The organism is Pseudomonas sp. AC083 (genome assembly GCF_979253165.1).
In genome coordinates this window covers 84,689-106,069 of sequence record NZ_CEEDDH010000019.1, presented here as the reverse complement: position 1 = coordinate 106,069, position 21,381 = coordinate 84,689, and the positions used below count along the sequence as shown (strand labels likewise).

The 21,381-nt window shown below is 60.4% G+C and carries 20 protein-coding genes; 3 read left to right on the top strand and 17 right to left on the bottom strand.

Going from position 1 to position 21,381, the window contains the following annotated elements:
- Positions 1-4: 4 nt before the first annotated feature.
- The 8 genes from AC0IXA_RS23125 to minC all read right to left on the bottom strand — a co-directional run bounded on the left by AC0IXA_RS23125 (position 5) and on the right by minC (position 8,139).
- Entirely contained in the window at positions 5-1,339 is a 1,335-nt protein-coding gene (locus AC0IXA_RS23125) for an amidohydrolase (RefSeq protein WP_471814556.1), read from the bottom strand.
- Positions 1,340-1,402: 63 nt separating this feature from the next.
- On the bottom strand, positions 1,403-3,556 hold the full coding sequence (locus AC0IXA_RS23120) for a mechanosensitive ion channel family protein (protein ID WP_471814555.1): 2,154 nt from the start codon (positions 3,554-3,556) through the stop codon (positions 1,403-1,405).
- 74 nt (positions 3,557-3,630) lie between these two features.
- Positions 3,631-3,807 (bottom strand): hypothetical protein, encoded by a 177-nt coding sequence (locus AC0IXA_RS23115; protein WP_016773747.1) that lies wholly within the window; start codon positions 3,805-3,807, stop codon positions 3,631-3,633.
- 232 nt (positions 3,808-4,039) lie between these two features.
- Positions 4,040-5,329 carry a M18 family aminopeptidase gene (locus AC0IXA_RS23110; protein WP_016773748.1) on the bottom strand — a complete coding sequence of 430 codons (1,290 nt, stop codon included), beginning with the start codon at positions 5,327-5,329 and terminating at the stop codon, positions 4,040-4,042.
- A gap of 115 nt (positions 5,330-5,444) precedes the next feature.
- Positions 5,445-6,080: an RluA family pseudouridine synthase gene (locus AC0IXA_RS23105; RefSeq protein ID WP_471814554.1), complete on the bottom strand. Its 636-nt coding sequence runs from the start codon at positions 6,078-6,080 to the stop codon at positions 5,445-5,447.
- Between the two features lie 85 nt (positions 6,081-6,165).
- Positions 6,166-6,420 carry a cell division topological specificity factor MinE gene (gene minE, locus AC0IXA_RS23100; protein WP_003223146.1) on the bottom strand — a complete coding sequence of 85 codons (255 nt, stop codon included), beginning with the start codon at positions 6,418-6,420 and terminating at the stop codon, positions 6,166-6,168.
- Complete coding sequence (minD, locus tag AC0IXA_RS23095) at positions 6,420-7,232, bottom strand: septum site-determining protein MinD (protein WP_007913953.1); 813 nt, start codon at positions 7,230-7,232, stop codon at positions 6,420-6,422. Before minD ends, minE begins: the two co-directional genes overlap by 1 nt.
- Positions 7,233-7,401: 169 nt before the next feature.
- Entirely contained in the window at positions 7,402-8,139 is a 738-nt protein-coding gene (gene minC / locus AC0IXA_RS23090) for a septum site-determining protein MinC (RefSeq protein ID WP_024012205.1), read from the bottom strand.
- Positions 8,140-8,256: 117 nt separating this feature from the next.
- Here minC and AC0IXA_RS23085 point away from each other — a divergent pair, with 117 nt between their 5' ends.
- The gene (locus AC0IXA_RS23085) at positions 8,257-9,189 is read left to right on the top strand and encodes a lipid A biosynthesis lauroyl acyltransferase (protein WP_016773752.1); all 933 of its coding nucleotides are present in this window, start codon (positions 8,257-8,259) and stop codon (positions 9,187-9,189) included.
- A 34-nt stretch (positions 9,190-9,223) separates the two neighbouring features.
- Positions 9,224-10,396: a patatin-like phospholipase family protein gene (locus tag AC0IXA_RS23080; protein WP_016773753.1), complete on the top strand. Its 1,173-nt coding sequence runs from the start codon at positions 9,224-9,226 to the stop codon at positions 10,394-10,396.
- Positions 10,397-10,487: 91 nt separating this feature from the next.
- Here AC0IXA_RS23080 and AC0IXA_RS23075 read toward each other — a convergent pair whose 3' ends face one another.
- The 8 genes from AC0IXA_RS23075 to puuE form a co-directional block, all read right to left on the bottom strand.
- Complete coding sequence (locus AC0IXA_RS23075) at positions 10,488-11,273, bottom strand: outer membrane protein OmpK (RefSeq protein ID WP_056784020.1); 786 nt, start codon at positions 11,271-11,273, stop codon at positions 10,488-10,490.
- Between the two features lie 370 nt (positions 11,274-11,643).
- A complete protein-coding gene (locus tag AC0IXA_RS23070) occupies positions 11,644-12,429 on the bottom strand; it encodes an outer membrane protein OmpK (protein WP_125918590.1) in 786 nt (261 codons plus the stop codon).
- A 162-nt stretch (positions 12,430-12,591) separates the two neighbouring features.
- Positions 12,592-13,944 carry a nucleobase:cation symporter-2 family protein gene (locus tag AC0IXA_RS23065; RefSeq protein ID WP_039763799.1) on the bottom strand — a complete coding sequence of 451 codons (1,353 nt, stop codon included), beginning with the start codon at positions 13,942-13,944 and terminating at the stop codon, positions 12,592-12,594.
- A 162-nt stretch (positions 13,945-14,106) separates the two neighbouring features.
- The gene (locus AC0IXA_RS23060; protein WP_471814553.1) at positions 14,107-15,420 is read right to left on the bottom strand and encodes a urate hydroxylase PuuD; all 1,314 of its coding nucleotides are present in this window, start codon (positions 15,418-15,420) and stop codon (positions 14,107-14,109) included.
- 51 nt (positions 15,421-15,471) lie between these two features.
- A complete protein-coding gene (locus tag AC0IXA_RS23055) occupies positions 15,472-15,975 on the bottom strand; it encodes an ureidoglycolate lyase (RefSeq protein ID WP_039763801.1) in 504 nt (167 codons plus the stop codon).
- Positions 15,976-16,094: 119 nt separating this feature from the next.
- On the bottom strand, positions 16,095-17,090 hold the full coding sequence (gene alc, locus AC0IXA_RS23050) for an allantoicase (protein ID WP_016773759.1): 996 nt from the start codon (positions 17,088-17,090) through the stop codon (positions 16,095-16,097).
- A gap of 87 nt (positions 17,091-17,177) precedes the next feature.
- Positions 17,178-17,693 carry a 2-oxo-4-hydroxy-4-carboxy-5-ureidoimidazoline decarboxylase gene (gene uraD / locus AC0IXA_RS23045; protein ID WP_471814552.1) on the bottom strand — a complete coding sequence of 172 codons (516 nt, stop codon included), beginning with the start codon at positions 17,691-17,693 and terminating at the stop codon, positions 17,178-17,180.
- On the bottom strand, positions 17,690-18,616 hold the full coding sequence (puuE, locus tag AC0IXA_RS23040) for an allantoinase PuuE (RefSeq protein WP_024012213.1): 927 nt from the start codon (positions 18,614-18,616) through the stop codon (positions 17,690-17,692). Before puuE ends, uraD begins: the two co-directional genes overlap by 4 nt.
- 420 nt (positions 18,617-19,036) lie before the next feature.
- On the opposite strand from puuE, the gene uraH reads away from it, so the two are divergent.
- Positions 19,037-19,390, top strand: coding sequence for a hydroxyisourate hydrolase (gene uraH, locus AC0IXA_RS23035; protein ID WP_041479332.1), 354 nt, complete (start codon positions 19,037-19,039; stop codon positions 19,388-19,390).
- A 127-nt stretch (positions 19,391-19,517) separates the two neighbouring features.
- Here the strand turns inward: uraH and AC0IXA_RS23030 are convergent, their stop codons facing one another.
- The gene (locus AC0IXA_RS23030; protein ID WP_471814551.1) at positions 19,518-21,371 is read right to left on the bottom strand and encodes a hypothetical protein; all 1,854 of its coding nucleotides are present in this window, start codon (positions 21,369-21,371) and stop codon (positions 19,518-19,520) included.
- Positions 21,372-21,381 lie beyond the last annotated feature (10 nt).

Genomic DNA, 21,381 nt, shown 5'->3' with positions numbered 1-21,381 from the left:
CTCTCTAATTGCCCACCGCCGCATTCCCATACAAATAATCCGTCGCCAAGGACGCTAATGTTCTCACCCCAACCACCAGCGCCGACTCATCTACAAAGAATCCCGGATTGTGATTCGGCGCGGCCTTGCTCATGTCCTGATCCCGCGGTGTCACGCCAAGAAATACAAACAACCCCGGCGCTTCTTTGGCGAAGAACGAGAAATCTTCCGCGCCGCCCACCAGCGGTCCCTGCACCACGTCATCCTTGGCGGCCCACTTCAATGTCGGCAGCATTTTCTCGGTCAGTGCCGGGTTGTTGATGGTCGGGTCGTATTTTTCGATGATGGTGACGTCGGCTTTCGCGCCGCCGCTTTCGGCGATTTTCTCGACTGTCTGGCGCACGTCGCTGTGCAGTTTCTGGCGGATGCCGTAGTCGTAGGAGCGGATCGTGCCGGTCATGTCGAGCGATTCGGGGATGATGTTGTAGCGGGTGCCGCCGTTGATGGTGCCGATGCTGACCACTGACGGGTAAGAGGAAATGTCGGTGCGGCGGCTGACCACGGTTTGCAGGCCGACGATGGTTTGCGCGCCCACGGTGATCGGGTCGATGCCGTCCCAGGGGCGGCCGGCGTGGGTTTGTTTGCCGTGGATCTTGATGCGCAGGTCGTCGGAGCTGGCCAGGGTCGGGCCGGGGCGGTAGGCGATCTGGCCGGCGGGGACGCCCGCCCAGACGTGCAGGCCGAACACCGCGTCGGGTTTCGGCGATTTCATCACGCCTTCCTCGACCATCATCTTCGCGCCCCAGGTATTTTTGCCGTCGGGAATAAAATCGCTCGGACCTTCCTCGGCGGGCTGGAAGTAGAACACCACGGTGCCGGGCAGGGTGTCGCGCATGCCGGTCAGAATTTTCGCTGCGCTGAGCAGGATTGCGGTGTGGGCGTCGTGGCCGCAGGCGTGCATGACGTCGACTTCCTTGTCGAGATACGTGCCTTTGGCTTTCGAAGCGAACGGCAAGTCGGAGACTTCCTTGACCGGCAGCGCGTCCATGTCGGCGCGCAGGGCCACGGTCGGGCCGGGCAGGGCGCCTTTGAGAATGGCGACAACGCCGGTGCGGGCGACGCCGGTTTTCACTTCCAGGCCCATGGCTTGCAGCTGTTTGGCGACCAGTTCAGCGGTGCGTTTTTCAGTGTTGCCAAGTTCTGGATGAGCGTGAAGGTCGCGGCGGGTTTCCAGCAGCTCCGGTTCGAGCTTCTGCGCCTGCTCGGCGATGCGCGTGCGGGCGCTGTCCATCGTCGCGGCGCTGGCGTGGCTGGCGACCAGGGTGAGCAAAAGGGTCTGGGCAATGCGCGTCAGTTGCATGGGCTTCTCCTTGATTATTGTTGTTGGCTTCCTTGCCTGTGACTGCATCCGCGCGCTTGAGTGCTATTCCTTCGGTTGACCGCCGCCGGCAGTAATCACCTGCACACTCATCCTTGGCGTCGCCAGATCCAGCCCCGCCTCATCCAGTTGCCGCTTCAGCGACAAATTGAACGCCCGGGAAACCTCCCACTGCTTGATCGGCGCAGTCTTGAACCGTGCGCGCAAAATCGCGCTGCCGGACTCGAAACTTTCCACGCCCTGAATCTCCAGCGGCGACCAGATGTTGCGGCGTTGCAGCGGATCGCTGCGCATCTTCTGGCCGACGTCGCGCATCAGTTTGATCGCGTCGTCGATTTCCATGTTGTACGGCACGGCGACGCGGAAGATGGCGTAGCCGAATTCCCGCGAGTAGTTCTTGATGCTTTTGATCTCGCTGAACGGGATGGTGTGGACGATGCCGTCGATGTCGCGCAGGCGTACGGTGCGGATGGTCAGGCCTTCGACGGTGCCGAGGTGGCCGCCGACGTCGACGTAATCATCGATGGCCAGGGAGTCTTCGATGATGATGAACAGGCCGGTGATCAGGTCAGCGACCAGCGACTGCGCACCAAAACCGATGGCCAGACCGATCACGCCGGCACCGGCCAGCAGCGGCGTGACGTTCATGCCCATGTTCGCTAGGGCGACGATCAGCGCGATGATGAAAATCGCCACGAACAGCACGTTGCGGATCAGCGGCATCATCGTCTGCGCCCGCGCATTCGCCAGGCCTTTGCGCGAGCGGGTGAGGGCGTGGTGCACGGCGGTGTCGGCGAGGATCCAGATCAGCCAGGAGAAAATCAGCGTGCCGATCAGGCTGAACAGTTTGACGCTGATGTCATGGCCATCGCCTTCGGCGAACGCGATCAGCGAATGGCCCCAGACGCGCAGGCCCAATTCGATGAAGATCAGCCACACCAGCAAATGCGTCAGGGTGTAGAAGAAGTTTTTCAGGCGCTCCGAGTACAGCGCATGGCGTTTCGGCCCGCGTTGCGGTTTCAGTGAATGGCGGCGCACCAGGCCGTTGATGACCATGCACAACACCAGCAGCACCGTGCAGATCAGCGACTGGCGCAGCGCGGTGCTGGTGTCGCCGGCGGAGACAAACGTGGCGAACAGCGAGATGCCGACCAGCACCAGTGCCGGCACGTACCAGAAGGTGCCGAGAATTTCGATGGTGTCGCTGAGGGCGCGGCGTGTCAGGCGCCGCGACAGCGGTTGGTTGCGGATCAGGTGCGCGATCGGCCGACGGAAACGCAGAATGAACAGGCCGGTCGACAGTGCCGCCAGCACATTGGCCGTGGTCGCGGCGGTGTGCGCCAGATGTACGCCCAAGCTCTCGACCAAGCGCGGATCGCTCAACGCTTCACCGAACGCGGCGAAGCTGCCGATCAGCCACAGCGGCCGAAACGCCTGATGACGCAGGATGTACAGCGCGCGATGACGGTGCGGGCCGTCGAGCAGGGAGAAGGCGATCACGCAGATCGCCGAGAAACAGGTGCCGACCACCAAGGCATACGCCAGCACCATCGCCAGGCTTTTGCCCAGCGAAGACGGCAGCACGTAGCTCATGTACACCGTGATCACCAACGCGATCAGCCACGGCCCGAGCTTGCGCAGGGCAAAACGCAGCATGTCGAGGGCCTTGGGGTGTTGCGGCAGTTCTTCGGTGAGGCCGAAGCGCAGACGCACGCGGTGGCCAAGCCAGATCAGCGCGGCGGCGAGCAGGCTCCAGACCATCAGGATCACCGCGAAACCGAAGATGATCGGCAGCCATTCATTGGCCGGCAGCAGCTTGCTGGTCAGTTCGTCCTTGGCCAGATCGAATTCGTTGGACCAGCGGGTAATCGGGCTGTCGGCGCCGGAAAACTGTTTTTCGAAGCTGGCGAGGGTGCCGCCGATCAGGCCCAGCACGCCTTCTTCCGGGGTGGCTTGAGCTTTCTTCGTAGCGTCGCGCAGCTTCTTCAGATCGCTGAGCAACTGCGCGCGTTGCTTGTCGTTTTCCAGCGCCTTGATCACTTCGTCCAGCGACTGGTCGAGGGGTTCCACGGCTTCAGGCTGCGGTTTGGAAGTGTTGAGCAGGCCGGGCAGACCGACTGCCTGGGCGGGCGCCAGCGGCAGCAGCGTCATCAGGCAGACAAGCAGCAGACCGGGCAAAGCAAAAAGACGAGCAAACACCAGAAGACAACCTCGCGATAGGCGGATGCGCTGGAGTGTACGAGGCCCCTTGGCGCAATGCGAGCCGGGCGCGGTCATTCGTTGAGTTTGGCGAGGATCTTGTAGACCACCGTGGCGAGGATCATCAGCATGCCGATCCACATGGCGAACACGCCGGCGTTCTTGTCGCGGAAGTTGAAGCCGATGGCCAGCAGGATCATTCCGCTGAGGATGGGAATGAGCATGGCGTGGAAGGAGGACATCGAGATCATGAAGACTGCCTTGTCTGTAGAGGATTCTTGCAGTCTAGGCGGGTTTTCGAGGCAGGGTGTGATGTGGCTCAGGAATGCATCAGGCCGAGAGGATTCTGCTGTCTGCACAGGCGCTTTCGCGAGCAGGCTCGCTCCCACAGGTTGATTGGCATTCCAAGTGGAGATGACTGGCTCCCACAATAAAATGCAGTTCAATTGTGGGAGCGAGCCTGCTCGCGAAGCTTGTCAGCCGTTACGGCAATTCACGACTGGCATAAAACGCGCTGAGCACTTTGACCAGATGCGCCAGGTCATGGCTGCCGCACAGTTCGCGAATCGAGTGCATGGCAAAGGTCGGCAGGCCGATGTCGACGGTGCGCACGCCCAGATGGCTGGCGGTGATCGGGCCGATGGTCGAACCGCAGCCCATGTCGCTGCGCACCACGAAGCTTTGCACCGGGACTTCTTCGGCCATGCACAGATGGCGGAAGAAACCGGCGGTTTCGCTGTTGGTGGCGTAGCGCTGATTGCTGTTGACCTTGATCACCGGGCCGGCGTTGAGTTTCGGCCCGTGGTTGGCGTCGTGCTTGTCCGCGTAGTTGGGATGCACGCCGTGGGCGTTGTCGGCGGAGACCAGCAGGGATTTCTGAATCGTGCGGACGAACTCGTCGCCTTCCGGCAGCAGGCGGCGCAGAGTCTGTTCGAGCATCGGGCCGTCGGCACCGCATGCCGAGCAGGAGCCGACTTCTTCGTGGTCGTTACAGACCAGCACGCAGGTTTCGTCGGTTTCGGCGGTGAGCAACGCTTGCAGGCCAGCGTAGCACGACAGCAGGTTGTCCAGACGCGCACCGGCAATGAAATCGCCGTTCAGGCCGATCACCGCCGCGCTTTGCGTGTCGTAGAAGCTCAGCTCGTAATCCAGCACCACGTCGGCGTTCAGGCCGTGTTCGCGGGCCAGTTGATCAGTGAGTACGGCGCGGAAATCGACGCGCTCGTCACCGGCGAATTGCGCCAGGATCGGCGGCAGTTCGGTCTGCGCGTTGATCGCCCAGCCTTGGTTGGCTTCGCGGTTGAGGTGAATGGCCAGGTTGGGAATGATCGCGATCGGTGCCTTGAAGTCGATCAACTGGCTCTCGACCTTGCCGTCACGGCGGAAGGTCACGCGGCCGGCCAGCGACAGATCACGGTCAAACCACGGCGCCAGCAGCGCGCCGCCGTAGACTTCGACGCCCAGCTGCCAGAAACCCTGACGCTGCAGTTCCGGTTGCGGCTTGACCCGCAGGCACGGGCTGTCGGTATGGGCGCCGACCAGACGGATACCGTCGTGCAGTGGCGAGTTGCGGCCCATTTTGATCGCGACGATCGAGGAGTCGTTACGGGTGACGTAATAGCGGCCGTTGGCCTCGGTGGACCATGGCTCGCGCTCGTCGAGGCGCACATAACCGGCGGCCTCCAGACGCTGAACGAGGCTGGCGGTGGCGTGGAACGGGGTAGGGGAGGCCTTGAGAAAGTCGATCAGGCCCTGGTTCAACTCTGCGCGCATAAGAAACTCCAGACAGCAATGGGCGGCAGTTTAACGTATTGGCCGGGGAATTGAATCCGGACCGGCCCCATGGGGGAGCGAGCAGGCTCGCTCCCCCATGGGGCCGGTGCTGCTGTCAGAACGGGGCCGGGCACTCGAAGCGCAGGCGTTCGCCGGTTTGCGGATGAGTGAAGCTAAGCATGCTCGCGTGCAGACACAGACGTGGCCAGGCCGCCAGCGCTTGCTCGTGGGCGTAGAGTCCGTCACCGAGCAGCGGATGGCCGATCGACAACATGTGCACGCGCAATTGATGCGAGCGCCCGGTGATCGGTGTCAATTCGACCCGGCACCAGTCGCCGCAACGTTCCAGCACCTTCCAGAACGTCATTGCATGCTTGCCGAATTCGTGATCGACCACATGCCGTGGTTTGGTCGGCGGATCGTAGCGCAGGGGCAGATCGATACTGCCGCTGTCCAGCTCCGGCTGACCCCAGGCCAAAGCGGTGTAGGCCTTTTCGGTTTCGCGATCATGAAACTGCCGCGACAGCTCGCGATGGGTGTCGGCATCCCGGGCCAGCAGAATGATGCCGGAGGTTTCCCAGTCCAGGCGATGGACGATGCGCGCTTCCGGGTAGCCGTTTTCCTGCAGGCGGGTAATCAGGCAGTCCTTGTTGTCGTCAGCGCGACCGGGCACCGAGAGCAGCAGGGTCGGTTTGTCGACCACCAGAACGGCGGCGTCCTCATGAATGATGCGGATGTTGGACAGCGGCATTAAAACAGCCTCGTAACAAATGCCAACGGCGGCTCGGAGCTGCCGATAACCCTGTAGGAGCTGCCGTAGCGACTGCCAAATCGACTCAGCGATCGGGCAGGGTGATGTTGAGTTCCAGAATCGAGCAACTGCCCTGGCTTTCCAGTGCAACATGTACGTCGTCGTTGCCGATGTTGACGTACTTGCGGATCACGTCGACCAGTTCCTTCTGCAAGGCTGGCAGGTAATCCGGCGTGCTGCGCTGGCCGCGCTCATGCGCCACGATGATCTGTAGACGCTCTTTCGCTACCGAGGCGGTACTTGGCTTTTTGTTGGCACGAAAGAAGTCAAAAAGGTTCATTACCTACCTCCAAACAGGCGCTCGAAGAATCCCTTCTTCTCGACATCGAGGAATCGGTGGGCTTTTTCTTTGCCCAGCAGGCGGTCGACGGTATCGCTGTAAGCCTGACCGGCATCGCTCTGGTCGTCGAGAATAACGGGCACGCCCTGGTTGGAAGCCTTGAGCACCGCCTGGGATTCCGGGATGACGCCGAGCAGGGTCACCGAGAGGATTTCCTTGACGTCTTCAACGCCGAGCATCTCGCCCTTTTCAACACGCTCCGGGTGGTAGCGGGTGATCAGCAGGTGTTCCTTGATCGGGTCTTCGCCACGTTCGGCGCGGCGCGATTTGCTTGCCAGCAGACCGAGCATGCGGTCCGAGTCACGTACCGAGGACACTTCCGGGTTGGTCACAACGATCGCTTCATCGGCGAAATACATGGCCAGGTGCGCACCTTTCTCGATGCCCGCCGGGGAGTCGCAGACGACGAACTCGAATTGTTCCTTGAGCTCCATCAGGACTTTTTCCACGCCTTCGACGGTCAGCGCGTCTTTGTCGCGGGTCTGGCTGGCCGCCAGTACGTAGAGGTTTTCCAGACGCTTGTCTTTGATCAGTGCCTGTTGCAGGTTGGCTTCGCCGTTTACCACGTTGACGAAGTCATACACCACGCGGCGCTCGCAACCCATGATCAGGTCGAGGTTACGCAAGCCCACGTCGAAGTCGACGATCACTGTTTTGTGGCCGCGCAGAGCGAGACCGGTACCGATAGCGGCGCTGGTGGTGGTCTTACCCACACCACCCTTGCCGGATGTAACCACGAGAATCTTGGCCAAGGTGTTTCACCCCTAAGGAAGAAGGACTGTTCAGCCCCTGAAAAACATCTCTTGAAAACTACTGCAGTCGGACAGCCTTGGCTGGAATTTGGCTTTGGGCCTTTTTCCTACTTCGTTTGAGCCGTTTTCGCTACGTTTTAGAGATGCTTGGAAAATGCGGCAGTATCCGTTAAAGCCGAATGATGTTCAACACGTCGCCTGACAGGCTGACCTGGACGCCCGAGCCCCACATCGGATCGCGACGCAAATCCTCGGAGACCTTGTAATGACCGGCGATGGAGATCAGTTCAGCGCTCAATTGCTGACAGAAAATCCGTGCCTTGGTGTCACCTTTGACGCCGGCCAGTGCTCGGCCGCGCATCGGGCCGTATACATGGATGTTGCCATCGGCGAGAAGTTCCGCCCCCGGACTGACCGAAGAGACCACGACCAGATCGCCACCCTGGGCATATATCTGCTGGCCACCACGTACTGGCGTGGTGATTACGCGGGTCGGTTTGACGCTCGGCTCAGGTGGCTTTTCCGGCTTCTTTTTGACTTCGGCTTCCGGCGTCTCCAGCGGGCGCTCGCGGGCGCCGGAGGGCGGCAGCACGGGGATGTCGATGGCGATGGCAGCGGCGATGTCTTCGATGCGGCTGGCGCGAATGGCCAGGGTACGCAGACCGTGCTGACGGCAGACGCGCATCAGCCCCGGCAGGTCAACCGCGCCCTGATTCGGCGGCAGTTTGTCCAGCGCCAGGACCAGCGGTGCATTGCTGAAAAAATTCGGCGCCTGGGCGACTTTCGCGGCCAATTGCCGATCGAGGCTTTCGAGGTCGTTACGGGCCAGTTCCAGCACAGTGATGGCCAGCATGCTGCCCTTGAGCTGGAATACGGGATCTTGGTCTAACGGGTCGGTTTGGCTCATGTCGGCATACAACGGCTTGTCACTAAAAGTGCCGAGACTTATAACGAGAACGCCCGCGAGCCGCAAGCCGGGTCGAACGATGTAGAATGCGCGGCCACTGTATTTACGGAAGCTTTAATGGATCGCCCGCGTTTTCGAAAAGCATATCTTGCTCCGCGCTTCTGGCCGCTTTGGTGCGGCCTGGGGCTTTTGTGGCTGATCGTGCAGTTGCCGTATCCGGCGCTGCTGACCATCGGTCGAGTTTTGGGCGCGTTGATGTATCGCGTCGCCAGCGACCGGCGAACCATCGCCCGGCGCAATCTGGAATTGTGCTTCCCGGAAAAATCCGCCGCCGAGCGCAAACGCCTGCTCAAGGAAAACTTCGCCTCCACCGGCATTGCCTTTTTTGAAATGGCGATGAGCTGGTGGTGGTCGCGCGAGCGTCTGGCGAAACTGGCCCACGTCGAAGGCCTTGAACATCTGCAGAAGGCCCAGCGCGAAGGCAAAGGCGTGATCCTCATGGCCGCGCATTTCACCACGCTGGAAATCGGCGCGGCGCTGCTCGGCCAGCAGCACACCATCGACGGCATGTACCGCGAACACAAAAACCCCTTGTTCGACTTCGTCCAGCGCCGTGGCCGCGAGCGGCACAATCTCGATTCGCTGGCGGTGGAGCGCGATGACGTGCGCGGCATGCTCAAACTGCTGCGCTCGGGACGGGCGATCTGGTATGCGCCGGATCAGGATTACGGCGCCAAGCAGAGCGTCTTCGTGCCGCTGTTCGGCATTCAGGCCGCCACTGTCACTGCGACGACCAAGTTCGCGCGCCTGGGTAAAGCCTTGGTGGTGCCGTTCACTCAGGAACGTCTGGCCGACGGCAGTGGTTATCGCCTGGTGATCCATCCGCCGCTGGAAGACTTCCCCGGCGAGAGCGAAGAGGCCGATTGCATCCGCATCAATCAGTGGGTCGAGAGCGCTTTGCGTGCGTGCCCCGAGCAATATCTATGGGCGCATCGGCGCTTCAAGAGTCGCCCGCCGGGCGAGCCGAAGCTTTATCCCAAGCGTCGTTGATTAGCCGATCTGACAAGCACCGTGGAGTGTTGCGATGAGTCCTGCTGAACCGGTTACAGGTTTGATTCTTTCCGGCGGCGGGGCTCGGGCGGCTTATCAGGTCGGGGTGCTGGCGGCGATTGCCGAGTTGCTGCCGGTCGGCGCGGACAATCCGTTTCCGGTGATCGTCGGCACCTCGGCCGGGGCGATCAATGCGGTCAGCCTGGCCAGTGGCGCCACGGACTTTCGAGTCGCCATCGAACGCCTGACCCAGTTCTGGCAGGGCTTTCGCAGCCACCGCGTGTTGCGCAGCGACTGGCCGGGCGTGATCCATCAAGCCAGCCGCTTCGTCAGCCACAGCCTGCTCGGCCTCGGTCGACAGATGCCGGTGGCGCTGCTCAACAGTTCGCCGCTGCGCGAACTGCTCGAGGAAAAACTGCACCTGCCCGGCATCGCCGAATCCATCGCGCGCAAGCAATTGCATGCGGTGGCGGTGACCGCGTTCGGCTACGAATCGGGGCAAGCGGTGACGTTCTATCAGGGCGGCGGCACCATCGACGCCTGGCTGCGGCACCGCCGCATCGGTGTGCCGACGCAGCTGTCGGTTGATCATCTGTTGGCCAGTTCAGCGATTCCGCTGTTGTTCGCGCCGGTGAAAATCGGCGAGGAATATTTCGGTGACGGCGCGGTGCGCCAATCGGCGCCGATCAGCCCGGCGCTGCATCTGGGTGCCAGTCGCGTGCTGGTGGTGGGCGTCAGCGGCAACCCGCGCGGCGTTGATCCGCAGCAGCCGCTTGAGCGCGCCTACAGCGGCCAGCAACCGACGCTGGCGCAGATCGGCGGGCACATGCTCAACAGCACGTTCATCGACAGTCTGGAGAGCGATATCGAGTTGCTGCAGCGTCTGAATCAGTTCAGTCATTTGCTCCCGGCCGGCACACCTACTCGTGCGCTGGGTGTGGCGCCGGTGGAAGTGCTGGTGATTGCGCCAAGTCAGCCGATCGACGAAATCGCCGCGCGGCATCGCCAGGAGCTGCCAGCGGCGTTGCGCCTGTTTCTGCGCGGGCCGGGCGCGACGAAGACGAGCGGGGCGGGGGTGCTCAGTTATCTGCTGTTCGAAGCGGGGTATTGCAGCGAGTTGATCGAGCTGGGGCGGCGCGATGCGTTGGCCAAGCGCGAGGAGCTTTGCCGGTTTTTGCGGATATCTGAAGCGGTGGCTCCGGCCTGAAATCTGCGGTGAGGCCTTCGCGAGCAGGCTCGCTCCCACATTGGAACTCGGTCTGAATGTGGGAGCGAGCCTGCTCGCGAAGCTTTTAGGGTCAGAAGTGGAACTTGACCAGGAAGCTCGTGGTGCTCTGATCGGTCTTGAAGTACTGGCTGTCCTTGATCCCGTACTTGTCCGACCAGTAGTCGTACTCCACACCGACATACAACTGCTTCTCGCCGAAATTCAGCGCCTTGCCCAGGTCGTATTTGACCTGCGGGTTGAAGTGCAGGTTGGCGTGGTAGTCGCCCTTGGAATTGGAGTCGTTGTCGACCACCCAGTCCATGAAGCCGTCGATGAGGATGTTCGATTTGCCCACCGGGATGGTGTAGGACCAGACCGGGGTGATCTGCCAGACATTGTCACCGGCGCGTGCGCCCTGGGTGTGACGCTGATAGAAGTTCAGCTGGAAGTAGTCGAAGCCCGGGATCGCCAGGTCGAAGCCCGGACCGATCAGGTACGACTCGGTATCGCCTTCACCGAACTCGTAGGTCATGGCCAGCAACACGTCAGTCACCGGGCCGAAGGCCAGTTTCTGATCGAAGATCTTGCCGAACGACAGACGCGGGCTGAGCTCGCCGTAGTAGGTGTTGGAGCCGACGCCGCCATCATCCTTGCCGTTGTAGAAGATCTTGTCGATGAACAGGAAGTTGTCCCCATACTTCCAGGCATCGGCGTGCTCGAAGGTCACGGTCTGCTGAATGCGCGGGTTGACCTGGAAGTCCTTGCCATACAGGTAGGTCAGGCTGTTGTTCTGCCACTGCAGCAGGCCTTCGGCCATCGCCTGGCCGCCGGCGAACATCGATCCGGCCAGCATCAGGCTGGTGCACATACGTTTCATTCGGTTGCTCCCAAAGTAGGTGTTCCACGTTATTTTTTTAGTTCGGCGCTCTGATGTGGCGCCTTTTTTCGTACCGCAAATTTCATCCGATCGGTCAGCTTTGAATGCTGGTAGCAAAAGCTGCGCCAAGGCTTTCGAAAAACCAAAAAACGCCCGTTCGGCTGCTGAAAAACAGTCGACGAGCGTGTTTTCGGGATGCCTCAGGACTGACCGCAGCCGGGATAAGTTGGCTTTTCGGTCAGAAATTGAATTCGGGCTTTTTTTTAAAGCGAATTCGGAAGGCCGCGGAGAATACTGACTCCTCGGCCAAGGCTCAAGTGCCCCGCAACAGAGCACCGACGACAGGCATGGCGCACGGTTGCGGACCATTTCAGAAGTGCACCTTCAGCAGCAGGCTGGCAGTGTTCTGGTTGGTATCGAACGAGTGGCTGTTTTCAATGCCGTATTTGTTCTTCCAGTAGCTGTACTCGGTGCCGACGTACACTTGCTTCTGACTCCAGCCCAGGGCTTTGCCGAGGTCGTATTTGATCTGCGGATTGATGTGCAGGTTAGCGTGGTAGGTGCCGCGTGAGTTTTCGTCGTTGTCGACGACCCAGTCGAGGTAGCCGTCGATCAGCACATCGGAATTGCCCAACGGAAAGCTGTAGGACCACGCGGGGGTGATCTGCCAGACACCGTCGCCGGGCCGCGGGCCTTCGGTCTGGCGACGGAAAATGTTCAGGGTGACGTAGTTGAAGCCGGGCACTTTCAGATCGAAGCCGGGACCGATCAGGTAGGCCTCGCTTTCACCTTCGCCGTACTCGTAGGTCATTGCCAGCAGCACATCCTTGATCGGACCGAACTCGATCTTGCGATCAAGGATCTTGCCGAACGACAGGCGCGGGGTGAACTCGCCGTAGAAGGTGTGCGGACCTTTGTTCGGGTCCTCCTTGCCGTTGTAGAAGATCTTGTCGACGAACAGAAAGTTGTCGCCGTACTTCCACTTGTCGGCGTGCTCGAAGGTGACCGTCTGCTGATACGACGGGTTGATCGCGAAATTCTTGCCGTACAGATAGCTGAGGCTGTTGCTCTGCCACAGCAGCAGATCGCCGGCCATGGCCTGACTCGCGGCCAGCAGGCCGCCACTCAACAGAACGTTGCTTTGCGTGCGGATCATCTGTTGCTCCCTGTTGTTTTTATTGTTTGAGGCACAAGCAGTTGCGTAGTCCCTGTGGGAGCGAGCCTGCTCGCGAAGCGGTTGTGTCAGTCGCCATCAATGTTGAATGACACAGCGCTTTCGCGAGCAGGCTCGCTCCCACAGGTGGTGTGGTGGTTTCAATCAGTGCGCATGGCAATCATTGATCGCCGCACGCTCCTTGCCGCCGAGGATGTTGAACAGCAGGTTCAGGGTCAGCGCGCTGAGGGTGGCCATGGCGATGCCGCTGTGGGTGATCGGGCTCATCCACAGCGGCAGGTGGGCGAAGAATTCCGGACGTACCACCGGGATCAGGCCCATGCCGATGCTCACCGCGACCAGCAGCTGATTGCGGCGGTCACCGATGTCCGCCTCCTGGAGGATCTTGATGCCAGTCGCGGCGACCATGCCGAACATCGCAATCGCCGCGCCGCCCAGCACCGCCGGTGGAATCGATGCCACCAGAAACGCCGCTTTCGGCAACAGGCTGAGGACGATCAGCAGACCGCCGGCAACGATGGTCACCGATCGGCAGCGCACACCGGTCATCTGCACCAGGCCGATGTTCTGCGCGAACGAGGAGTGAGTGAAGGTGTTGAAGAAACCGGCGAAGAACGACGCGCCGGCATCGCACAGCAAGCCGCGACGGAGCATGCGCGGGCAGACTTCCTGGCCGGTGATTTTGCCCAGCGCGAGGAACATCCCGGTGGACTCGACGAAGATGATCACCACCACCAGACACATCGACAGAATCGGCGCCAGCTCGAATTTCGGCATGCCGAAATGCAACGGGGTGACGAACTGAATCCACGGTGCGCTGGCCATGCCGCTGAGGTCGACCATGCCGATCACGCCGCACAATACGTAGCCCAGGCACATGCCGATCAGCACGGAAATGTTGACCCAGAATCCGCGCATGAAGCGGTGAACCAACAGGATGGTGGCCAGCACCAGCGCGGCGATGGCCAGATAAATCGGCGAACCGAATTGCGCGGCGTCGACCCCGCCACCGGCCCAGTTCACGGCCACGGGGAACAGCGATAAACCGATCGAGGTGATGACCGTGCCGGTCACCAGCGGCGGGAAGAAACGCACGACCTTGGACATGAACGGCGCGATCAGCATGCCGAAGAAACCGGCAGCTATCGTCGCACCGAAGATGCCTTGCAGACCGATGCCGGGCATGCCGGCCATGGCCACCATGCTGCCGACCGCAGCGAAACTGGCACCCATCATCACCGGCATGCGAATGCCCATCGGGCCGATGCCGAGCGACTGCACGATAGTGGCGATGCCGGCGACGAGCAGGTCGGCGTTGATCAGGAAGGCGATTTCTTCACGACTCAGGCCAGCGGCCTGTCCGATGATCAGCGGCACCGCGATGGCACCGCCGTACATCAGCAGAACATGTTGCAGACCGACCAGGATCAGTTGCAAAAGGGGCAAACGCTGAATGGCGGGTGCGTCGGGGATGCGCGCTTTGGACAGCTCGGACATGCAACACCTCGGATCTTTTTTATTCTTGTGATTAACAGCTGCCGGGTTGCTTGCAGCTGTTTCTTTGCATCAGGGGAAACCGCGTTGCGGCGGCCATTCGCGAGCAGGCTCGCTCCCACAGGATCTCTGTAGGCGTGAGCCTGCTCGCGATGCTTTTAACGATTAATTGGTTTGCGCTCCCTGGGCAATCCAGGCACCGATCAGGTCACGTTCCTGCTGGGTCATCTGGGTGATGTTGCCCAGTGGCATGATCTGCGTGGTGATGGCTTGCGCCTGAATGCGCGCGGCGTTCTGGCGGATCTGCTCGGGGGTGTCGAACATCACACCGGCCGGGGCTGCGCTGAACAACGGGCTGGTCGGCTTGGACGAGTGGCACACCGTGCAACGCTCTTGAATCACGTTGTGCACTTTGTCGAAACCGGGGTCGGCATTCGAGGCTTGCGCGGGCGCCGCCGCAGGGGCAGCGGGTGCCGCAGGTTGCGCCGCTTCGGCCGGTTTCGCGCCACCACCCAGTGCCGTTTCCGGCAGCGGTTGGTACTCGATTTTCGCCGGTGCCTTGGCCACTTCAGGTGCAGTCGACATCGGCGTCGGGCCGGTGACGTAGGCCAGGCAGATCATGCCCACCGCTGCCACCGGCAGGGTCCAGGCAAACTTGTGGCTGTCGTGACGGGTGTTGAAGTAGTGACGCACCAATACCGCCAACACCGCGATCCCGGCGAGGATCAACCAGTTGTACTGGCTGCCGTAAGTGCTCGGGAAGTGGTTGCTGATCATGATGAACAGCACTGGCAGGGTGAAGTAGTTGTTGTGACGCGAACGCAGCAAGCCTTTGGCCGGCAGGGCCGGATCCGGCGTACGGTTCTCGGCAATCGCAGCAACCAGTGCCCGTTGCGCCGGCATGATGATGCGGAACACGTTGCCGACCATGATGGTGCCGATGATCGCGCCGACGTGCAGGTACGCACCACGACCGCTGAACACTTTGCTGAAGCCATAGGCGGCGGCAATGATCAGCACGAACAGGATGAAGCCGAGCAGGGCGGGTTTCTTGCCCAGGGCCGAATCGCAGAGGAAGTCGTAGACGAACCAGCCGACGATCAGCGAGCCGATACCGATGGCCACGCCTTCAGGACCGCTGAGGCCACTGCCGGGTGCCACGAGGTAGAGCACCGGATTTGAGTAGAACACCACGCACAGCAGCGCGATCCCCGACATCCAGGTGAAGTAGGCTTCCCACTTGAACCAGTGCAGATTGTCCGGCATGGACGGTGGGGCCAGTTTGTATTTTTCCAGGTGGTAGATGCCGCCGCCGTGGATCGCCCACAGATCACCGGCCAGACCGGTTTTCGGGTTGACGCGGTTGAGGTTGTTCTCCAGCCAGACGAAGTAGAACGACGCGCCGATCCAGGCCACGCCAGTGATCATGTGAACCCAGCGCACGCTCAGGTTCAGCCATTCCAACAGATGTGCTTCCACAGTCTTTACCTCTCGCCTGTCACTCTTGTTGTCGAGTGATCAGACCTTCTCTTATTGGTGGGGGGCGAGGATCAACCGCTCATCCTCTTTGAAAAAATGCTCATCGCAGTTATTGCCTGTGCCACTGCGATCAACCACCAGGAAGTCATCCCGCTTTTCGATCGTCAGCACCGGGTGGTGCCAGACGCCGCGATGGTAATTGATGCCCTGCCTGCCGTTGGTGACGAAGGCGCGGACCAAGCCTGATACAGGTGCATCGCCAACTGGCGCGACCACGATCAGAAAGGGGTTGCCGAGCAGCGGAATGAAAGCCTGGCTGCCCAGCGGATGGCGTTCCAGCATGCAAACGGTCAGCGGCATGTCCTGCGCGTCGGCGCGGAAAATGCTGATGATTGCGTTGTCCTCAGGCGTCGCGGTTTCGACCGTCGCCAGTTTGTGGAAGCGCATGGTCGAACCGTTGTTGATCATGAAGTGATCGCTGCCGTCGGTTTCGATCACGTCACCGAAAGGGGCGAAGGCTTCTTTGGTCAGCGGTTCAATCGTCAGTGTGCGCATGCTGTTCTTCTTTTCCGAATTCTGTTTTGTTGGTTCTGACGCTTTCGCGAGCAGGCTCGCTCCCACCTTTGGAATGCTATTCCCTGTGGGAGCGAGCCTGCTCGCGAACGGGTTCAACCCTATTTAGCGACCTTGCCGAGTACACGCAGGCGACTCACGCCACCATCCGGGAACACGTTCAGGCGGATGTGGGTGATCGGGCCGAGTGCCTTGATCTGCTCGACGAAGGTGTGTTCGGCGTGCATTTCCAGCTTCTGGCTTGGCAGCAGTTCGCGCCAGAACAGCGACTGGGTTTCGATCTGGCTGTCAGTTCCACCTTTCACGAACGCGCCCTGGATCGAGCAAGTGTCCGGGTAGTTGCCTTTGAAGTGCAGGGTGTCGACGACGATCTTCTCGATCTCGCCCGGATGACCCAGGGCCACGATCACCCAGTCATTGCCCGGCGTGCGACGACGCGCGGTTTCCCAGCCGTCGCCCATGTTGATGCCACGGCCCGGGTTGAGGATGTTGCTCATGCGGCCGAAGTGTTCGTCCGAGCAGGCGAGAGCGCGGCCACCGTTAAGGGCTGCTGCCAAGTCCACTTGCTCGTTGTCGCCCACAGCGGACCAGTCGCGGAACGGAATGCCGTATACGCGCAGACGGGCAACACCACCGTCCGGGTAGATGTTGAAGCGCAGGTGGCTGAACGCTTTGTCGTTGCTGATTTCATGGTAGTGATGGCTGTTGCCCTGCAGCTCGACGGCCGACAGCACTTCGGTCCACTGGGTGTTTTCATCCGGTTCGCCCGAGGCCAGGAAGCACGCTTCCAGCGAGGCCGATGGCGGGTAGTTGCCGGTGAAGAATGAAGTGTCGATGTCCACGCCTTTGATCGAGCCCGGTACGCCCAGACGGATCACCGCGCTGTCGAAACCTTCGAAGCGCTTGCGGCGCGACTCCCAGCCGTCCATCCACTTGCCGTTGTCATCGAACACGCCCTCCTTCCATACGGCCGGGGTCGGTTGGAACAGACGATTGGCGTCTGCGAACCAGTCATCGGTGACCGAAATGATCTTGGTGCCCAGACGGGCGTCGGCCAGGTTGACGTATTTTTCGAAAGGTACGGCGTAAGCTTTCATTCTTCTTGTCTGCCTTTGAATTAGTGGCTGGGGATGCTCGCAGGGCCCTGGGCGTTTGCGCGTTCATTCACGCTCGGGCCAGGCTTGCTAAAGAGTCAGTAAACGGAACAGGGCAATCTTGTTGATCTCCGCCAGCGCGCATTTGAACTCGGCTTCCACCGAATTGTTGATGCGCGTTTCGAACGCCGCGAGGATCTGATGCCGGTTGCTGCCTTTTACCGCCATGATGAAGGGAAACTTGAACTTGGCTTTGTAGGCGTCGTTCAGCTCGGTGAAGCGCTGGAACTCTTCGGCCGTGCATTGGTGAATACCGGCGCCAGCCTGTTCATTGGTGCTGGCTTCGGTCAGTTGGCCCTGGACGGCAGCTTTGCCGGCCAGGTCCGGGTGAGCGTTGATCAGGGCCAGCTGGCTGGCACGATCGGCGCTCAACAGGATATCGCTCATGCGCTGATGCAGGGTTTCGATCTCGTCGATCGAAGCGTCCGCACCGAGGTCGTAGGCCTTTTCGGCCACCCATGGCGAATGTTCGTAGATGTCGGCGAAGGCTTTGACGAAAGCGTCGCGGCTCAGGGTCGACGGTTGCAGGGTTTGAAAGCGGCTCATTTTGCAGTCCCTTGGTACGGGTGGGTTTCTTGCCAGTGACGCGCGATGTCAACGCGACGGCTGAACCACACCTGTTCATGACTTTTGGCGTATTCGATAAAGCGCTTGAGCGAAGCGAGGCGACCAGGACGGCCGATCAGGCGGCAGTGCAGACCGATCGAAAGCATCTTCGGCGCCTCGGCACCTTCGGCGTAGAGCACGTCGAACGCGTCTTTGAGGTATTCGAAGAAATCGTCACCCTTGTTGAAACCCTGCACTTGCGTGAAGCGCATGTCGTTGGTGTCGAGGGTGTACGGGATCACCAGATGCGGTTTGCCGGTCGGGTTGTTCGGTTCCCAGTAGGGCAGGTCGTCGTCGTAGGTGTCGCAGTCGTAGAGGAAACCGCCTTCTTCCATCACCAGGCGACGGGTGTTCGGCCCGGTGCGGCCGGTGTACCAGCCCAGCGGACGTTCGCCGGTCAGTTCGGTGAGGATGCGGATCGCTTCGAGCATGTGCTCGCGTTCCTGCGCTTCGTCCATGTACTGGTAGTCGATCCAGCGATAGCCGTGGCTGCAGATCTCGTGGCCGGCCTCGACCATCGCACGGATCACGTCGGGGTGACGCTGGGCGGCCATGGCCACGGCGAAAATGGTCAGCGGAATGTCGAATTCCTTGAACAGCTTCAGAATCCGCCAGACGCCGGCGCGGCTGCCATACTCGTAAAGCGATTCCATGCTCATGTTGCGCGCGCCTTGCAGCGGCTGAGCGGCGACCATTTCAGACAGGAAGGCTTCGGATTCCTTGTCGCCGTGCAGAATGTTGCGCTCGCCACCTTCCTCGTAATTGAGTACGAAGGACAGGGCGATCCGGGCATTACCCGGCCAGTGTGGGTGAGGAGGGTTACTGCCGTAACCGATCAGGTCGCGTGGGTAGTCAGCGCTCACTGCAGTCTTCCTTCTTGTACGTTGACAGATTGGTGTGGCGGCCTGGCAGGCTGGCGTCACAGCGATGGGCTGATTGTATACAACTTTATTTACATTTTGTAAGCCTGAATTTTCGCATTTTTCACCGGCCGTCATCTTTTGCTGCTAACGGTTCCAGCCTGCAAGAAACCTGCCTGACCAGTCAGCTAATGAATAGAAGGTTCAATGATCAGGCGCTTTGCTGGTTGATTGGCGATAAACGCCCGGATGGCGGGGGTGAAGCGAAAAATGTCGTTTTTATTGTGTACAATTTTTTTGAAAAGTGTCTTAATCAGTCACTCGCCGCAGCGTTTCATGCTCCGAAACGGTGCGGTCTCCTTTTCAACTGACTTCGGGAGGCGCGAAGTCTGACCGCTTGTTGCGGCCGGGCGCGCAGAATCAATGGGACGTTTGACAACACACGTTTTGGACGCTGCACACGGTTGCCCGGGCAGCTCGATCAAGGTCGAGCTGTACCGCGTTGAAGGGTCGCACCTGGAATTGGTCGCCAGTGCGACAACCAACAGCGATGGCCGGGTCGATGCGCCGTTGCTGCAAGGCGACGATTATCGCACCGGGGTTTATCAGGTGCAGTTCCATGCCGGCGATTACTACCGCGCCCGTGGCGTACAACTGCCCGAGCCGGCGTTTCTCGATGTCGTCGTACTGCGTTTCGGCATTTCCGCCGAGCAGGAGCACTACCACGTACCCCTGCTGATTTCGCCTTACAGCTATTCCACATATCGGGGCAGCTGACCCCCAAGCAGCTGCCCCCACCGGGAAGCGACTGCGCATATAGCTTCTTTGGTCTTTCGCCCGCTCACACTGCGGGCTTTTTTTATGCATGTTTACGGCGCAACTGCCGGCGCAGTCGAGTCTCGGATCAGCGCTCGCGAATAATGAACACCGAGTCTGGCGTGGACGCGACCTTCAATACGCCTCCTATCAGCCATACCACCCTGTTCCGCGTCGCTGCATCGGTCAGTGCGGTGAAGGCGTCCTGACCGATTCTGGCAGGTAAGCTCGGTTCCGTCAGTTCGTTGCCAGGAACGTGAGTCAGGCCGGCTTGACTGATTGCTCCCAGTTTCAAAAAGAAGATTTGATCGTGGCCGGCTCGTTTGAATACCAGCGTCGGCATTCTGTGCTCATAAGTCAGTGGAAACAGCTCGTAACCACAGCCGACCAGCAACGCGCCGAGCAATCGCCGCAGATTCAGATCTGATGGATAGGTCTTGTAATGATTCCAGGCGGAGGAGAAGTGCTGTGGATCAAAGGTCAGGCGTTGCAATTCGCTGTCGGTCTGGGAAGGCATCGGGATAAGCCGCTTGCCCCCCAAGTCGATGTCCGGCGCTATGGCGAGCATATTCAGCGGGTCGGCAAAATCAGGTGCTGTGGAAAACGGCAGTTGTTTCCATTGATGCAAGACGGCCTGAACGTTGATCAGGCCGGTGCCGGTAATCGTTGGGGAATGATCGGCGAGTTCGAATAACCTGCGGGCAACGGCTCTCGCTGTCGCTTGCGAAAAATCAGGGAACGCGCGAGCCACGGACGTTGCTATCGGTTCTTCGAAAAAGCGTTTGCCCGGATGGACTTCACCCGGATCACTGCCGATGCGAAAAGTCGCTACCGGCTGTCGCTCGGGCGTGTTTATCAGCATGTTCTCGAAAGCGTCGAAACCGCTCGGGAAAAACTCTGGATGACATACGAAATAGACTGTGGGCGCCGTATTCGAGCCAACCGGAACGATTGGATAATGCAGCCAGCCAAGCTGTACCGATTCGGTGTGCGCAGGTATGTTCAGATGCCCCCAGGGAAGCCAGAAATACGGCGTCTGGTCGTTGTCGGAGGACGGCTTGGCTGTCGACGCGGTTAGCGTCTCTGCGGCTTCGGCAAGTCGGGGACGCTTGCTCGGGCCAGGTGTTGCCTGGTCGGTCTGTTCGCCTGGCTGGCTGGATTGGGCCTGCGTTTCGGATGGCTTCGCCCCGGGCGGTTTTTGTCGCCAGAAAACAGTGCCGGGGATTTGCTCGAAGAAAACGTCGGGTGCATTGCTCGTCGAGGCAAACGCTTGTTGGTATTCGCCATCCTTGTTTTTGCGCACCATGACCGTGCCGTCCACCGTCGTTACGAAGGTCTGCCTGAGCCTGTTGTATCGAAGGCCCTCCGTTGCCAGTTCGGGCTTGGTCAGCGTGATGGCGTCGGCCGGCGAGATGTATGAGGGCAGGTTGGGGGTGGCGGATGCAGGCCGGTTGGATAGCCTCTCGGGTCGCCGTATCTGCCAGGTCGTCTGACCCTCGAGTCGTGACAGGGGCAGGCCGGGCACTCCGGGTGCAAAGGTCAGAGGCACATGATAATTGCCATGCCCGTCCTGCTCGACGACGAACTGGCCTTCATCAGCGATCTGAGCGTACGTGCGCTGATCCGGCCCGGTGAACAAGCCATCGTTCTGCGCCACTGGCACCAGTTCGTGAAAACGCTCCTGCGGCCAGGCGATTGCGTTACGAGTGGCGCTGAAGTTCTCCGTTGCATCCGGCAAGGCGTGAACAGTAACCGTGGGCAGTGTGCTGGCTGCGGCAGATGTGCTTGCCGCTTGACTGACGGCCGGTAAATCGATGCCCAGAAGCAGGGCGTCAGGCATGTCCAGGCCCATACGGCTGACGAGAGGCGGTGAGCCGGAATGTCCAGCATCGGGGGCATCGGGTGGTTTTACTGCAGGGACTTTTTTGGGTGACTTGGCCATGGGGAATGCT

What these genes read in the sequence shown, in the direction of transcription:
- AC0IXA_RS23125 (WP_471814556.1), bottom strand. Translation starts at nt 1,339, where the DNA reads ATGCAACTGACGCGCATTGCCCAGACCCTTTTGCTCACCCTGGTCGCC.
- AC0IXA_RS23115 (WP_016773747.1), bottom strand. Translation starts at nt 3,807, where the DNA reads ATGATCTCGATGTCCTCCTTCCACGCCATGCTCATTCCCATCCTCAGC.
- AC0IXA_RS23110 (WP_016773748.1), bottom strand. Translation starts at nt 5,329, where the DNA reads ATGCGCGCAGAGTTGAACCAGGGCCTGATCGACTTTCTCAAGGCCTCC.
- AC0IXA_RS23105 (WP_471814554.1), bottom strand. Translation starts at nt 6,080, where the DNA reads ATGCCGCTGTCCAACATCCGCATCATTCATGAGGACGCCGCCGTTCTG.
- minE (WP_003223146.1), bottom strand. Translation starts at nt 6,420, where the DNA reads ATGAACCTTTTTGACTTCTTTCGTGCCAACAAAAAGCCAAGTACCGCC.
- minC (WP_024012205.1), bottom strand. Translation starts at nt 8,139, where the DNA reads ATGAGCCAAACCGACCCGTTAGACCAAGATCCCGTATTCCAGCTCAAG.
- AC0IXA_RS23085 (WP_016773752.1), top strand. Translation starts at nt 8,257, where the DNA reads ATGGATCGCCCGCGTTTTCGAAAAGCATATCTTGCTCCGCGCTTCTGG.
- AC0IXA_RS23080 (WP_016773753.1), top strand. Translation starts at nt 9,224, where the DNA reads ATGAGTCCTGCTGAACCGGTTACAGGTTTGATTCTTTCCGGCGGCGGG.
- AC0IXA_RS23075 (WP_056784020.1), bottom strand. Translation starts at nt 11,273, where the DNA reads ATGAAACGTATGTGCACCAGCCTGATGCTGGCCGGATCGATGTTCGCC.
- AC0IXA_RS23070 (WP_125918590.1), bottom strand. Translation starts at nt 12,429, where the DNA reads ATGATCCGCACGCAAAGCAACGTTCTGTTGAGTGGCGGCCTGCTGGCC.
- AC0IXA_RS23065 (WP_039763799.1), bottom strand. Translation starts at nt 13,944, where the DNA reads ATGTCCGAGCTGTCCAAAGCGCGCATCCCCGACGCACCCGCCATTCAG.
- AC0IXA_RS23055 (WP_039763801.1), bottom strand. Translation starts at nt 15,975, where the DNA reads ATGCGCACACTGACGATTGAACCGCTGACCAAAGAAGCCTTCGCCCCT.
- alc (WP_016773759.1), bottom strand. Translation starts at nt 17,090, where the DNA reads ATGAAAGCTTACGCCGTACCTTTCGAAAAATACGTCAACCTGGCCGAC.
- uraD (WP_471814552.1), bottom strand. Translation starts at nt 17,693, where the DNA reads ATGAGCCGCTTTCAAACCCTGCAACCGTCGACCCTGAGCCGCGACGCT.
- uraH (WP_041479332.1), top strand. Translation starts at nt 19,037, where the DNA reads ATGGGACGTTTGACAACACACGTTTTGGACGCTGCACACGGTTGCCCG.
- AC0IXA_RS23030 (WP_471814551.1), bottom strand. Translation starts at nt 21,371, where the DNA reads ATGGCCAAGTCACCCAAAAAAGTCCCTGCAGTAAAACCACCCGATGCC.